Genomic DNA, 14,143 nt, shown 5'->3' with positions numbered 1-14,143 from the left:
TATAATTATCCTTTTAGCCCCAGGTCACCGGCGTTGGTTTGTCGCCACGGGCTTTCATTAATGAGTCGTTATCGATGTCCTGTTTCATTTTCAGGAACTTGCCATACAGCTGTTTTTCAATTTCAGGCTGTTTGCCAATTTGGTTCAGCGTTTCGAACCGATCTTTTTTCAGGTTATAGAGGTATTTAGGTTTATTTTCACGATCGATGATCATTTTCCAGTCACCGTCGCGGATCGCCCACTCATCGGTCGGATCATCCTGGAACGGCATATCAATACCGAAGATCAGCGGCTTATTACGTTTTAACGTTTTCTGCTCCAACAGCGGAACCAGCGATTGCCCGTCGTATGTACGATCAGTCGGCAGTTTGAAATCCATCATGTTCGCCAGCGTCGGCATCCAGTCCAGACCATACACCGGCGTATCGGTAACGACGCCCTGTGGAATGTGTTTACCGTATTTGATAATTGCCGGAACGCGAATACCGCCTTCCCACAGGTTATCTTTACGTCCGCGCAGACCGTCAGTCTCGCCTGCGAGGTTCAGCTCGTAGACTTTACGCGCTTCACGCGTCACCGGGCCGTTATCACTGGTGAAGATGACAATGGTATTATCTTCTTCCCCCATCGCTTTAATTTTATCCAGTACTTTACCGACTTGCGCATCCATATAGCTGATATTGGCGTAATATTCACCGGTACCGCGCCACGGTTTATCCGCCCAGTCGCCGTAGAACAGATCGGGATGCTGCTTCTGGTATTCGCTCATGTATTGTGAATACATATCGAGGTATTTTTTCGGCGAGGCCAGCGGGCTGTGAACTTCCGTAAAGGCAACGTATAAGAAGAACGGTTTGTCGTCTTTCTTGTTATCTAGCCAGTTCACCACTTCAGAACTGACAAATTCGCCGCTGATGCTATCGGCACGATCAATATGTTTGCCGTTACGCATCCAGCCGGTTGGGTGAACGACGCCGTAACGCGGGCGCTCTTTGGCATTATCCAGCGTAGCATCGGTCACAAAGCCAGCCGGGTTCACCAGCGAGTAATCAAAACCTAACTCTTTCGGCTGCGGCTGATCGGTACGATCGCCCCCGGCGTTGAGATGCAGTTTACCCATCATCGCGGTATCGTAACCCTGCTGTTTCAGCAGATTGGCTATGGTCAATTCGTTACGTCCAATAGAAACATTAGTACCTTCAGGGATCCAGGAGCGTACACCGGTGCGGAAGGGCATACGGCCTGTTAACATCCCGGCGCGGGAAGGAGAACACAAAGGAGCCGGCGCATAGTATTCAGTGAATTTGACCCCTTCTTTCGCCAGGCGGTCAATATTCGGGGTTTTCACTATCTGGTGACCGTAAGTCGCCAAATCACCATAGCCAAGATCATCTGCCACAATAAAAACCAAGTTCGGGCGTTTTTCGGCAGCCGCGTGCACGACAGATATCGTACTTGTCGCACAAAGCGCCAGTCCAATCATGCTGGCAATGACTGTTTTTTTCATTTCAACTCCTTTGATTTTATTTAAAATGAATATCCGACCATATAAATCATCTGGTCTCCATATCCGTCATAACCTAGTTTGTTCGCGAAATAACGATATGTCACAGTAGCTTTCCAGCGGGGATAAAATTTCCATGCCAGTGTTAATCCACCATTTAATCCATTTCGACCGAATTGCTGCTCCGTATAAGCGTCATTTCTATCTAGTTCGATTTCATTCCAGTCAGATAAAACAAAATCTTCACCAAATAAATTAAAATTATAGGCTGCAGTCCAGCCAATAACATAGCCATTCCAGCCGCTTGTCTGCCCATATTTCTGCGAGACATAATCACCAGATTGATTATGCAGACCAATATAGGGTTTGAAGAACCCCCAACTCCCGCTCCAACCTAAATACCCCGCTCCATAAAACATATCGAGGTCATCGCCCCATGAGTTATCCCATTGACCATATATCTTGCCGAAGAAAGTATAATCTGAATCAAAGAGTCGTACATGAGTCATGGCAGAAACAGTATGATTTCTTCCAGCAACAGCGTGATTTAACACGTTGCTTTCAATAAATGAATAGAATTCTGCCTCTTTGAAGTTGACACCAAAGTCAGCAGTTACTTTCCACACCTCCCCACGATGTACATTGACGAATCCACTATTCCAGTCAGCATAACCGGCATTAATTGATCCAAATGAATTCTTATATTCCAGTGCATGTACAGAATGGCTAAAAACAGTAGATATTGTAAGTAAGAGACTAAATAATACTGTTCGCTTTATCAGAGACATTGAATATATTTCCCATAGTTATATTTTATTCATCAATGAATATGTTTTACTCCGGTGTCAAAGTTTAACCAAATCTAGTTATAGAATAGTGATATAAATCTCACATCACGCAGGATAAAAGTATTTAAAAATAATATGTCGAGAAATGTTTTTTTATAAAAAATAACTCAATGTTTATTATTAAATCAACACTTCATCTTTTTAGGTCATACCGCAGATTTAGTGTTGTACTAAGCTTTACCTTTTGGATAACTGATAACAAAGATTGATGTGATTTGCCCCGCTGTTCCGTAACTCAGGGAGGGATCCGAAACGGTCATTTCCCCCTCAGGAGTGCAACTCTATCGCTGTAAGCAATACCTGAAAACCTGCCAGCTCAGCCATCACTACAACGGTGCCCTCCATCACACCATTATTGATATGACGATGATTACCTGATCGGTGATGTTCTAAGTATGTATCCTTTTACTAACGACGTAATGAGCGTGGAAATTAGCGGTAACGCTCTGAAGGCGATGATGTCTCATGCAGCCGATCCGAAGAACGGCATGCAGCATGTGTCGAAAACGGCCAAATTCAAACACTACAACACAAAACCGCTGGTACAGCGTATTGTCAAATTTGATATCAAAGGTAAACAGGTCGCAGACAGTACATTCAGTACCGTCGCACTGGATTCCTTTATCGGTAAAGGCCGTGGCGGATTTGACTTCACGAAAGGTAAAAATGTCAAAGGCATTAAAGGGCTGTAAACCTCGCAGGAAATTGCTGATTATATGGAACATATCAATAATATCGTTCCGGATCACACCATGCGTGTTGACGACATCAATAAATAAAACAACTCTCATGCGGTCGTTATCCGATGGCGGCAGATTGACATTATCTTCGCGGGAACGGTAATTACCGTTGTCAAAAACCAGAAACTCCACGATACCCGGTTCGCTGCTTTCAACTCAGACACCAGGATAAAGGCTTAACGGCGCGGTGCCATAAGGATTAAGGGTAATAACGGCATGTTTATATGTATTGTCCTCACGAATTTGGTCGAGGAGCTGTTGGTATATGGCGTTATGGTTTTGCACCATCGCGTTATCGGTATCAATTTTCTGATTCATCAGCGCTCTTGGTACAGGCATGACGAGTGAGGACTGTTAATTTACGTACATAATGATCTCCAGACTATACGTTATGAGACTTCTGCAATGCAGAGGCAATTTCTCTGCCCGTCCAACGTAATATTCTGAAGATGTGCAGCATAGTCACTACGTATAACGCAATAACAAAAAAATCATAAAAATATTTTATACCGCTATTAACTCATAAAATTTCACCCTGAGAAAGCAAGTCATCATCGAATATTTATTTAGTTCTTTTTACCTATATCCTATAGCATCCATAAGACCGACCAATAGGCCGAAATAAACGTTACACTAGGTAACATAAATTATCATTCAAGCACATAAAAAATGCTTAACCTAAAATCATAGCAACACTTAATAAAATTAAACATAAACGGCAGCAAAATATTATTTTTATGTCCTTTTTTGTGACCAACCGCATTTTCAAATTAATGAATCACAACAGACAATTCTCATCAATTGAATAAAAAATAATGACACACATATTATTTGTCGCTCAAAAAAATGGTTTAAGAATCCTTAAACGACGCGTTATATGCATACCTCATTAAATATTGATAAAACAGGATCAACATGCTTATAAAAAGAACACAAAAACAATAACATTTATTTCACTTAAACAATTTAGCCAATTTAATGACAGTTGATTTCTCAGGCCTGTCGCCCCAACCTATCCTTGCTCATAGCATAGCGGACACGTTGCAACGATGCTGACTATACGGAACAAGTGGGATATCATGGCCTGAAAGCACAAATGGAGTAATCATGAGACAGCATAAAATAAATAATGAGTTTATTTACAATAAATGATTAAGAAAAATCACGTCTTTGAGCAGTAATGCAGCGTTCAAAATAGCATTTATGCGGGCCCGGCGCCTGAGCTATTTAATAGAAAACGCACATCATGAATTGATTATCCGTGAAGGTGTTGCGTACGCCGTTTGGGGGGGACGGGGCAAATTTATCAGCGATACTAACCTGACACAGCCAATTTATCTATTACGCCCCAATCTTAAAAATAGGTTTACAGGAATTACTTATGACCTTACCGAGGCATGGTATAAAAATAAATGAAAAGATCGTTATTGATACAAGCGACCTTCCCCAGCCCTATACCTGTAAAAAACCATACCGACATAAAAATATCATCGCAGTAATCATTTCTATATTTCTGGCGATGCTCGCCTTATTTTATCTTCCAATACGCCTCTAGCGCTGTACGAGAAGATAAGGCGATCACTAAGCGGATATTTTCGGTGGTTATCATCTCTGTTTTTAAGCAACGGAGCACTTAACCACCGTTATTATGCCTCCTTCAGATGTGCATACTATGTTCAGTCATAAATAATCCGCAGCAGCGCCAGCTGTTTGTCCTCATCCAGGTAATGAGGTTCCACCATCGCATACGGTGAAGCGATCGACGTAGTCATATTCTCCACGATAATATGGCGCTCAATACCGTCCTGCCGATGGCAACGCACTTCCAGTACCCCCGTCTCATTCCAGCATCCTGCTTCAACAACCGTTCCCTGAAACCGTATCTGGCTTCCCGCCTGCGCCGCACCGATAACCATGAGCGGCAACCACAACGCGGGCACCACATAGTGTCTGACATGCATAATAAGCCTTCCTGCACTTCTGGTGGCGGTTAATAACGAGAAGCTTTCGCTTCCCGACAAGTGAACACTATCCCTTCGCTTTCTGAATCGCCATTTGCAACATATCCTGAGTCGTGCTTCCCGAGATCACGGTCACCCGTTTTACATCACCGTTTTGCGTCTGAGGCATGACGACAAAAGCAGGCGTGCCGCTAAAATCCATATGCTGCGCCAGTGCCTGGTTAGTGAGGAGCGCATCATGTACTGCACCGCTGCTTTGCGCTTCTTTTACGGCGGCCAACTGCGTCGGCGTTAGATAATGTTGCGCCAGGGTGTAGACATCGTGTTCCGTTAACGCGCCTTCCACCTTCCCTGTGGCATAAAGCGCATTATGCCAGTCGAGATATTTCGCCCCACCCTGGGTAAGCCATACCTGTTCGCCGACTCTTGCCGCCAGTCCGGATACCGGCCAGCGGGAGGAAAAAATAGGAAACTCTTTGAAAATAAACCGGGTATCCGGGTTCGCCTTAATCAGGTTTTCGACCACAGGCGCCATTTTGCTACACCACGAGCACTGGTAATCAAAGAACATCACCACCACCGCTTTTGCCTCGTTGGGCCCAACGGAAGGACTGCTGCTACTGAGCAACTCAGCACGATACTGTAATGCCAGTTGAACATATGCCTGTTGTTGCGCAATCTGCTGACGCTGATGCAATGTCTCGCTGGCGGCGACCAAAAATTCCGGATGTTCGGCCAAATACGTTGCCACCACCTCTCCCACTTTATCCGGATGACTGACGATGTAGGCTTCCGCCGTCGGACCAATTTGCGACGTCGGGGCAGAATCGGCGGCGATTGCCGAGGCGGATACGGCAACGCCTGCCAACGTCAACATCGCCAGTCGGGAAAGTTTTAACGCGTGATAATACATAATAAAAGTCTCGTTCGATAAGATCGGAAAGCCTCCCGCTATCGGGAGACGCCTGAAAAATAGGTTAATGAATACGCGTCAGATCCACGGTTTGCGCTGGCATTACCCGCCCATAGTCATTAATACTTTGCCAGCGCACAGTGCAGCGAACCGTGTGCCGGCACCAGTCCGTTTGACGCGTTGCAAAGGGAGCCACGACCCCGGCGTTGTCCTGGGCGCGCTTGTTAGCGCGTAATAAAAAGAGCGTAACGTAATAGGGTGTCGGATTGCGTACCGTCGCGCCATCAGGGGTAAGCGACCAGCTCAGATGCCGGTAGGCCTGCTGCGGATTGCCGGCGAGTCCCTCAGGGCGATAGAGCAATTTTAAAGCCGAACGAAACGCCATTTGTACACGGTTCGCTTCCGGTTTACCGGAGGGAATAGCGGCGATACTCAAGGTAAACAGACTTTCCCTGTCGGCGGGTAGCGGTTCGCCGGTATAAACCACCCGCAGCGTGTTTTCCTGGCGCGCTGAAAGCATAAATAATGGCGGCGTGACCACGAAGGGCGTGATATTCCCTTCGTTTTTGGTTCCGGGCCAGCGGCCGCCAGGTAAAATATGCGTATCAATTAACCAGGACGCTTCTGAATGGTTACTTACCGGTACGCTTAATGCCGGGGCGTCCGCATGATAGATAAAGCGAGTACCGCCAATCACCACGCCAGCCTGCGCCCATGATATGGGAAGCAAGCACCAATATATTGCGCAGCGTAAAAAGAACTTATTCATAGGCAAGAATGAAGGTTGCGGAGGCATTGGCATCCCCGGGCGTTACCGTGCCGCCATCGGCAAGATAACGCGCGTAAAATTGCAGATGCGCCGACGCCTGGCCCGGACTGAGCGTCACTACATCACTCTCCTGCCCCAGTGGGATTAAGGTTTTATTTTGATCATAAAGCGCAATCCCAATGCCTGAAGCGTCGCTTTCCCCTGCGGTAAGCGCCAATAAATCCGTATTACGGCTGTCCCCCGCACCGCTAAAACTGACCGTTACGCCGCTGGCAGTGCTGCCGCAGTTTTGTAAATCGATAGCAAAAGGTTGCCATGCGGAACCGTCGCCTGCGCGATAAAACTGCCGTTGAGAAACCGCGCCCATCGCCACGTTAATATTTTCCGAGTCTGGAGAGAGCGAACACGTATTGTCCGTGATGGTTCCGGAGACATAGACCCGGCCATCATGCGCCTGGACGCCGGATGCCGCCAGCAGCATCCCGATGCCGTACAGGATATCGTTACGCATAATTACGATGGCTCCTCATTCATACTGCATATCGAAATACATGACCGCCGTCGCGTTCCCGGACGTGACCGTAGGCCGGGTCGATTTATAGCGAATATAAAAAGACAGCGTGTTGCGTCCGGCTTTCAACGGATAGACCACCGAGTCGGCATTATTGATACTGATGGTATCCTGATCATCATTCAGAATTTCCACCCCTACCCCGCTTGCTAACATGTTTCCGCTTCCCATTCCGGTATCGGTTATCGCCAGTAGCGCGGGATTGTCCGGATCGGGTTCGCCGGTAAACCAGATCTTCGCCCCGGCAATTCCTCGGGAACAATTTTTGAGGTTGATATTAAAGGGCTTAAATTTTGTCGTTGTTCCTGTCGAAGGAAAATCGCCGACCGCAAACTGCCCTAAATCAATACTTTGACTGAGGCTGGAAATATCTATGTCGCAGGTTTGCGCCACAATAGTGCCGGTAAATTCGAGGTTATAAGCGAGGTCGTCAGCGCTGGCATTGATTTGTGGACACAGCATCAGTCCCATGGCAAAAAGAGCGCAGTGTGATCTGTTCATTTAGTCAAAGTCCACTCGCAGGCTGGCCAGCGCGGTAAACGCCCCTTCCGCTGGCGTTTCGCCTGTTGTACTCACCGGGTAGGCTTGCAATGTGATGTTAGCGCGTCCGGCGCTATCGGTGATAAAAGGCGCGACGCTCTGTGCATCATTGGGGATAAGCGCGTTTCCTTCATCGGTTTCGACCACTACGCCGACATCCGCATTATCCGAAGCGATAGCCTGGGGAACGTGGCTATCCGGCGTAGCGATAAGGCGCATTGTTAAATTGACCTGCGAATCCAGGCCGCTGCACTTTACCGGTACGCTAAATTTTTTCGCTCGTACCCCCTCCGGCTTTTGGCCTGCATGGTTGAAATTGCCACTGTACAATGCGCCGAAATTCACCAGAATCGTTTGTCCGGCGTTGATTTCGCAGCTTTGCGGTACGGTCACCGTTCCACTATAAAGAATGCTGTACACGACATCTGTCAGCGGATCGCCTGCGGCGGTCATGACATAAACATTGAACATAGTCTTAGGACTAATATTCACCGTGCCGACGAACGGTTTAACAATTTTGAGCTGAAACTCCAGATTTGAGTCACGAACGTAAAACGGTTGACCCGCTTTCACATTTTCATCATATCCCATCAGGACATTGTTCATTGGCGGATAGATATCGCCCGCCGAAGAATCCTCAATTCGCATTCCGCCTTCAAGATAGTCCGGGTCCAGCTTTAAATATTTCCAGTTACCGCTCGTTTCTACGATCGGATATGGCGACACATAGGAGCGATAAGTCTGGCTATTGGTCGCCGCGCCGGCGGGACACACCGCCTGTACATTAACTTCCTGGCTTTTTTCCAGTTGAACCGTCTTTCCCACCTGGTTTTGTTCTGCCGTCAGAGTGGTCGTTAAATCGTAATTAATACTGGAAGGTACACCGTTAACGTTTTTACACACGTCTGCGAATGCGTACTGCGATACGACACTTCCCACCAGCAGAGCAAATAAAAGAGGTATTTTCATTTAATGACACTCCGCATGTTGTCGACTCAGAATCTGACGGGAGGAAGAGAGATGATAGGACGCGACACACTGTTGATCCGGCAGGTTCCCCCAGCGAACGTGCAGAATGCCTTGCGCTGACAACCCGGAAAGATAGACTTCCCCGGCCTCGTCAACAATCGCCTCCGCATGACGATCATTCACCGTCACCGTTGCGCCAAAGGGTACAGGCTTACCGTTATGATTCAGCGTTACCAGGGCACGCGCGCCGACTCGCGCTTTAAAGCGGGCCAGAACCAGCGCGCCTTCGGTCGGCACAACGCGAGTCACCGCGTCATCAATATCGACATCATCAGCCATCGCGTTAACGTCCAGCGCCATACGGTTTTGGCGATATGTTGTCGCATACGGCACCACCGCATAGCCACGCGCGTCCGTATGAATACCCGGCTGGTCGACAACGCCGACGTTGGCTGCGCCCGGCGCGGCAATCAAAATATTGGTGTTGCCCAGCGGCTGGCTTAGCGTCACTCCATGCGCGTGCGCCACCAGGCCGCCGCTCAGGCCATAATTCACCTGCTGGTAATCGCCGTTATCGCTAACGTTATAGCCAATGTTGGCGTTGCCTTTCGCCCCATCGTATTCCAGGCTGGCGGAGCCGCTTTCGCCAATACCGTGATTCTGATAACCTTGCTGTATGTTGTAACTAAGATTATTTTCGTCCAGCAGTGTGCCGCTAAGGCCCGCATTCTGCGTAACGTTATGCTGTTTATCCGTACTGGTGCTAAAGGTAGCGTAAACATTGTGATGGCGCGTAACCTCATCATCGTGTTGCAGCCATTGACTTAGCGGCACCGAGATATTCAGCGCGAAAATTTGATCGCGCTCCGCATCGCCTGCGGATTTGTTATTGTTATAAGAAACACTCCATGCAATACCCGCCAGCGTATCGCTGTATCCCACCTGCAACAAAGAATCCTTTTCATCAGTGTGCCAGTAACTTTGCTGACTGCCGGTAATAAAAAGCGATCCCAACCCGCCTAGCTGTTGATTGATATCGAGTTGTACTTTCCCCCTCCTGGTACAATAGAGATTGTAATAATCCGCCCATTCCGGCCTGCTTTTATCGCTGTCAGTCCGACTGTCATCGTCATAGCCGCTCATCCGTTTCCACGTGGTATCATCCAGCGTATAAAAGCCCGAGGTTGAATAGCGATAGCCCATAAGCTGTAAATTGGTTCCTGACTGTGCAAGCGATTTGGCATACAGGAAACGCAGCGATTGCCCCTGGTAGGTGTTATTATCCGCCAGCGTACTGGTAGCCTGGGTGACATCCAGCGACACCGCGCCCCAGTCGCCCAGATTTGCGCCGCTGCCGATCGCCAGCGCGTGATAATGACTGGAAAGTTGTGTTCCGCCATACAGCGTAAAACCATGCGGTAACCCCCATATCAAGGTCGCCTGACTGAATTTCACCTTCTCTTTTTGACTACTATCGCTGCGATACTCCGCCACCGTCGCCGCATACTTCAGCCGCCCTTCTCGTTGTAGAATCGGCACGGCGGAATAGGGCACGTTATAGCGATTAATAGAACCGTCGGACTCTTTGACTTCCACAGTCAAATCGCCGTTGGCGGCGGTAGGATAGAGATCATTAATAGTAAATGCCCCGGGCGGCACATAGCGCTGATTGATGATGTAGCCGTTTTGCCGAATGGTCACTTGCGCGTTGCTTCTGGCAATGCCGTGAATGGTCGGCGCGAAGCCCTTCATGCTGTCTGGCAACATATTGTCGTCAGACGCCAGTTGTAGCCCGCGAAAAGGAAGGCTGTCGAATAATGCGGAGGGGGTATAACTATCGCCTGCCGTCAGTTCTCCCTGCAAAAAGACCACATCACGTTCCAGATAGGTACTGATGTGCTGCCAGTCGCTGTCGCTATTCTGATCGCCGCTATTCGCGTTCCATGTGGAGTAGTCGCGTAACCGCCAGGCCCCCAGATTAAGGCCGCTATTCAATCCAAGAAAATAGCTGTTCTCCGCACTGCCGCCTGGGCTCCGATCCTGACTATTCGCGCCGGTAAAGGTGTAATTCAATAGCAACGCGTTAATACCTTCATCCCAGTATTGCGGTGGGATATAGCCTCTGGCGCTGGCAACCATCGCCGCCTGCGGGATGCTAATGTCGAGACGTTGCTGCGCAAAATCAAAGCGGGTCCGGGCGGCCGGTATCGCACTGGCGAGATCCGGGCAACTTCCCGCCGCCGCCTTCGCCAACAGTGGAAACGCCCCGGTGTTTACCCCCATATTTTTAAGCATTTCAGGCGTCAGGCAGGCGCGTAATCCGCTGTCATCGGTGGGCGCGCTTTTTCCCGTCGTCTTCACCGCCTGGAAGGCAATGTCTCTGGTCGCGAGAAACGTATTGTTCAGGTAAACGTCAACGCGATACATTCCCGCCGCCTGGGCATTACGGGAAAAGGTCGATAAGTCGGCCACCGCAGACGGGTCGTCAGACAGAAATGCCGGGTTGAAATAGTTTTCCGCCCACCCCGGCGCAGGCGCCAGTGCGATAGCCAACGCCAGCGGGGTTAATACGGGTTTAGCTACGCTGGAGTAATATCGCGTCATGAAAAGCTGATTACGCATAACATCATGAAGCTGGACAAACGCGTGCTGGCGTCGTTGCGCCAAAATCGTTTACCGTGCGCAAAGATACCTGGCCGGGCGTCGCCGGGAGAGTGATCGCGCCTTTCGGCGGTACCATAGTATTCGGCAGTTTTTTCCCCGCGCTGTACAGTTCAACCATCGAAACGTAGTACGGCGAAGGGTTAGTAATCGTTAGCTGGCCGCGCTCGTTACGGCAGCGAAGCGTCGACGGGGCATGAGCTGGCACCTCCGCCAGATTTTTCGGGCGGATAAATAGCTTAATCACGCTTTGCGTCGCAATTTGCAGGGAGTTGCCGGTCAATTTATTTTTATCGACAGAGGGTATCGCTTTACTGTTTAAATAAAATACGCTTTCGCGATCGGTCGGTAATGACGGCCCGACATACATAATACGTAATATATTTTCTTTTTTAGGCTGGATCACAAAGAGAGGCGGCGTGATGATAAAATCCGTCGAGCGTGAACCATCGGCATTGGCGACCCATGACTGAATTAAAAAAACATTGCTGGCAGAAGAATTAATAATCGGCAAGGAGGTTTGCTTACTTCCCTGCGGATAAATCACTCTGGTCGCGCCCAGCGCAATGCCTCCCGCCTGCGCGGCAAACGACAGGCCGGCCGCCGACAGCAGTAGCAATAATCGAAGGAAAATCGGTACGTTTTTTTTCATCTGCGTAATATCCTGATGCCGTCGGTTTGTTACGCGCAGTGACGCGCGTAACGCCCCTTTCTCGCCTCCCAACAGACGAGAAAAAAATCCCGATAAGGAATCAGGAATAAACCATGCTAAATGTCGCCGTCGCACTAACATTACCGGCAGTCGCCGTACCGGTAGCGATATAATCCACGCTAAGCGGAATAACGTTTTCGCCATCGTTCAAGGTAACAGTACTGGACGATTCACCGATATTCAGCGCCTGGCCATCTGGTCCATAAAGTTGTAATGCCACATTCGTCGCCGAACCTGCCCCAGCGGTATTCGCCAGTGAACCCGGCTGGTTTGCGTCCTGCTGGCCATTAAAAATCACCGCCGCATTCTGGCTGGTCTGAGTATCGCAGTCTTCCAGTTTAATGGTGAAATCTTCTTTTTGATTCGCCACCATACCGGCCTCGGTTAATTTACTGGCGCGAACCTGGCCTAATGTCACGGTCTGATCGACAGAGTCAGCGGAAACAGAACAGGCGGCGTCAACGACCTGTCCGACAAAATTTACCGTACCGCCAGTGACGGTTGTAGTATCCGCTTGCGCGGTGGACAACATTCCGCCAAAGGCAATCGCAGAGACCATTAATGCTAGTACAGGCTTTTTCATTCAAGCTCCTTTTAAATATAAAAATGAGGGTAATCAGATTTTTTAACGAAACGGCTGCTGATATTTCTTCACAGCAATATCACGACTTTTTCTTATGCGAAAAAAAGCGTCTTCTTGTTCTGATATAAATGTCAGAAGCAATAAAACAGCCACTCAACGTCGTGAGTTAATCTTTACGTTATAATGAGATAACGATGTTATTAATTATTAGCAAGCCAACGGCAAGTTGCAATCATCGACATTTGGTTTTAAAGGACTAGATGTAACACGTTGTTTTATATTGACTTTACACCAGCCGTTCGGCCCATCTCCTTTAGCCATATTGACTTTTTAAAAATAGCCTTCATAACAACCTTCAGTAAAACATTCTATTAACGATAACAGGCAAATTCAGTCGAGATATGTAAATATATCGTTGCATATAGTACATTAATACGCCACTGGCAGTTTTCCGAGCGCCGTCAGCCGCCCATTATCAATATGGATATACCCGCCTTTTTTTAGTTCAGACAGAATCTTCATGGTCCGACTGCGCGATATCCCGGTACGCCGTTGAATAAAATTCAACACGATAATGCTTTCCCGGTAGGCCTGTGGATAAGCCCAGATTTCAGTCAGCAGCGCCCGAACTTTCAGATAAGAATCGACGCCGACTAATTCACGATCGCGCGCGCTCATCACCATCAGACGGTAAGCCAGACAACGGGCCACGTCGTGCCACAAATCGCATTCATCGGCGATTTTTATAAAATCCGGCAGGCGAACAAATCTACCGGTACAAACCGTTTCTGCGAGCAAAAAGTGTTCCGGTCGCGCGGGGACATTATAGGTAGCGCCATAGCTGTCAACCATACCCACGACCGATGGCGCAAACGATGAAGATATATGGAGTCGTTTGTCATTATGACAGAAAGAAACAACGCCAGACTCCAGTAATACAATGTAGTGTTCATCATTTGCCTGTAAATAAAACTCATCGCCGATACCCAGCGTAAACGGTTGACCAAATGGCAACAATGCCGAAAATAAGGCATCAATCGCCGCGTGAGGTTTAGCCTGCTGAGAAAAAAGAAAAGAGTGTAATGAATTCTCATTATTATCTTTAGCAAAAGCGTCGTTCATCATTTTTTTCATTAACGGTTGTCTACTCAATGTAGCGTCACAGTATAACCTCTCAAAAAACGCTTAAATTAATAATAAATAACATCGCTATGCAGTATTTCTGTATTCACAACGCACTAATACGCAATATTTTTAAGATTAAGACAATTCTTAATACAAAATGATTACAGAAAATTAATAACGAATTACGCATAAAGAATGAGAGGTCAGGGGGCGCAGGAAAAGAGATTCTAAAGAACGCGCCTTCGAA

General features: G+C 48.0%; 13 protein-coding genes and 2 pseudogenes. 2 read left to right on the top strand and 13 right to left on the bottom strand.

What is annotated here, in order from left to right; genetic code table 11:
* Window positions 1-13: 13 nt before the first annotated feature.
* Window positions 14-1,507, bottom strand: a complete 1,494-nt coding sequence (locus tag NA389_RS06080) for a sulfatase family protein (RefSeq protein WP_000754364.1) — start codon at window positions 1,505-1,507, stop codon at window positions 14-16.
* Window positions 1,508-1,527: 20 nt separating this feature from the next.
* Window positions 1,528-2,292 (bottom strand): outer membrane protein OmpK, encoded by a 765-nt coding sequence (locus tag NA389_RS06075; protein WP_000052612.1) that lies wholly within the window; start codon window positions 2,290-2,292, stop codon window positions 1,528-1,530.
* 479 nt (window positions 2,293-2,771) lie between these two features.
* Here NA389_RS06075 and NA389_RS06070 point away from each other — a divergent pair, with 479 nt between their 5' ends.
* Window positions 2,772-3,044 carry a 5'-nucleotidase C-terminal domain-containing protein gene (locus tag NA389_RS06070; protein ID WP_001560473.1) on the top strand — a complete coding sequence of 91 codons (273 nt, stop codon included), beginning with the start codon at window positions 2,772-2,774 and terminating at the stop codon, window positions 3,042-3,044.
* 207 nt (window positions 3,045-3,251) lie between these two features.
* On the opposite strand, the pseudogene NA389_RS06065 reads toward NA389_RS06070, so the two are convergent.
* A pseudogene (locus NA389_RS06065) lies at window positions 3,252-3,431 on the bottom strand (arylsulfatase); the annotation flags it as partial.
* An 822-nt stretch (window positions 3,432-4,253) separates the two neighbouring features.
* Between NA389_RS06065 and NA389_RS06060 the strand changes: the two are divergent.
* Window positions 4,254-4,647: pseudogene (locus NA389_RS06060) on the top strand (winged helix-turn-helix domain-containing protein).
* A gap of 121 nt (window positions 4,648-4,768) precedes the next feature.
* Here NA389_RS06060 and NA389_RS06055 read toward each other — a convergent pair.
* From NA389_RS06055 to NA389_RS06010, 10 genes are all read right to left on the bottom strand, one after another.
* Window positions 4,769-5,053, bottom strand: coding sequence for a hypothetical protein (locus NA389_RS06055; protein WP_000558466.1), 285 nt, complete (start codon window positions 5,051-5,053; stop codon window positions 4,769-4,771).
* Between the two features lie 67 nt (window positions 5,054-5,120).
* The gene (locus NA389_RS06050; RefSeq protein WP_000291398.1) at window positions 5,121-5,966 is read right to left on the bottom strand and encodes a DsbA family protein; all 846 of its coding nucleotides are present in this window, start codon (window positions 5,964-5,966) and stop codon (window positions 5,121-5,123) included.
* A gap of 64 nt (window positions 5,967-6,030) precedes the next feature.
* A complete protein-coding gene (gene bcfG / locus NA389_RS06045; protein WP_001135025.1) occupies window positions 6,031-6,762 on the bottom strand; it encodes a fimbrial chaperone BcfG in 732 nt (243 codons plus the stop codon).
* Window positions 6,728-7,246 (bottom strand): fimbrial protein BcfF, encoded by a 519-nt coding sequence (locus NA389_RS06040; protein WP_001243228.1) that lies wholly within the window; start codon window positions 7,244-7,246, stop codon window positions 6,728-6,730. Before NA389_RS06040 ends, bcfG begins: the two co-directional genes overlap by 35 nt.
* A gap of 15 nt (window positions 7,247-7,261) precedes the next feature.
* Complete coding sequence (locus tag NA389_RS06035) at window positions 7,262-7,807, bottom strand: fimbrial protein BcfE (RefSeq protein ID WP_001082038.1); 546 nt, start codon at window positions 7,805-7,807, stop codon at window positions 7,262-7,264.
* Complete coding sequence (locus NA389_RS06030) at window positions 7,808-8,815, bottom strand: fimbrial protein BcfD (protein WP_000701256.1); 1,008 nt, start codon at window positions 8,813-8,815, stop codon at window positions 7,808-7,810.
* Window positions 8,816-11,437 (bottom strand): fimbrial usher BcfC, encoded by a 2,622-nt coding sequence (gene bcfC / locus NA389_RS06025; protein ID WP_001245845.1) that lies wholly within the window; start codon window positions 11,435-11,437, stop codon window positions 8,816-8,818.
* Between the two features lie 4 nt (window positions 11,438-11,441).
* Window positions 11,442-12,128, bottom strand: a complete 687-nt coding sequence (bcfB, locus tag NA389_RS06020) for a fimbrial biogenesis chaperone BcfB (protein ID WP_000742553.1) — start codon at window positions 12,126-12,128, stop codon at window positions 11,442-11,444.
* 100 nt (window positions 12,129-12,228) lie between these two features.
* Window positions 12,229-12,771 (bottom strand): fimbrial protein BcfA, encoded by a 543-nt coding sequence (locus tag NA389_RS06015; RefSeq protein WP_000743356.1) that lies wholly within the window; start codon window positions 12,769-12,771, stop codon window positions 12,229-12,231.
* Between the two features lie 429 nt (window positions 12,772-13,200).
* Window positions 13,201-13,905, bottom strand: coding sequence for a winged helix-turn-helix transcriptional regulator (locus NA389_RS06010; protein ID WP_000738619.1), 705 nt, complete (start codon window positions 13,903-13,905; stop codon window positions 13,201-13,203).
* Window positions 13,906-14,143: the final 238 nt, after the last annotated feature.

Origin of the sequence: Salmonella sp. NW645, assembly GCF_051703725.1 — a bacterium.
GTDB lineage: Bacteria > Pseudomonadota > Gammaproteobacteria > Enterobacterales > Enterobacteriaceae > Salmonella > Salmonella enterica.
The sequence above is the reverse complement of the archived record's forward strand: the minus strand, read 5'-3'. Positions and strand labels throughout refer to the sequence as shown.

Coding starts and splice junctions, on each gene's coding strand:
- NA389_RS06080 (WP_000754364.1), bottom strand. CDS start 1,507: ATGAAAAAAACAGTCATTGCCAGCATGATTGGACTGGCGCTTTGTGCG.
- NA389_RS06075 (WP_000052612.1), bottom strand. CDS start 2,292: ATGTCTCTGATAAAGCGAACAGTATTATTTAGTCTCTTACTTACAATA.
- NA389_RS06070 (WP_001560473.1), top strand. CDS start 2,772: ATGAGCGTGGAAATTAGCGGTAACGCTCTGAAGGCGATGATGTCTCAT.
- NA389_RS06055 (WP_000558466.1), bottom strand. CDS start 5,053: ATGCATGTCAGACACTATGTGGTGCCCGCGTTGTGGTTGCCGCTCATG.
- NA389_RS06050 (WP_000291398.1), bottom strand. CDS start 5,966: ATGTATTATCACGCGTTAAAACTTTCCCGACTGGCGATGTTGACGTTG.
- bcfG (WP_001135025.1), bottom strand. CDS start 6,762: ATGCCTCCGCAACCTTCATTCTTGCCTATGAATAAGTTCTTTTTACGC.
- NA389_RS06040 (WP_001243228.1), bottom strand. CDS start 7,246: ATGCGTAACGATATCCTGTACGGCATCGGGATGCTGCTGGCGGCATCC.
- NA389_RS06035 (WP_001082038.1), bottom strand. CDS start 7,807: ATGAACAGATCACACTGCGCTCTTTTTGCCATGGGACTGATGCTGTGT.
- NA389_RS06030 (WP_000701256.1), bottom strand. CDS start 8,815: ATGAAAATACCTCTTTTATTTGCTCTGCTGGTGGGAAGTGTCGTATCG.
- bcfC (WP_001245845.1), bottom strand. CDS start 11,437: ATGCGTAATCAGCTTTTCATGACGCGATATTACTCCAGCGTAGCTAAA.
- bcfB (WP_000742553.1), bottom strand. CDS start 12,128: ATGAAAAAAAACGTACCGATTTTCCTTCGATTATTGCTACTGCTGTCG.
- NA389_RS06015 (WP_000743356.1), bottom strand. CDS start 12,771: ATGAAAAAGCCTGTACTAGCATTAATGGTCTCTGCGATTGCCTTTGGC.
- NA389_RS06010 (WP_000738619.1), bottom strand. CDS start 13,905: ATGAAAAAAATGATGAACGACGCTTTTGCTAAAGATAATAATGAGAAT.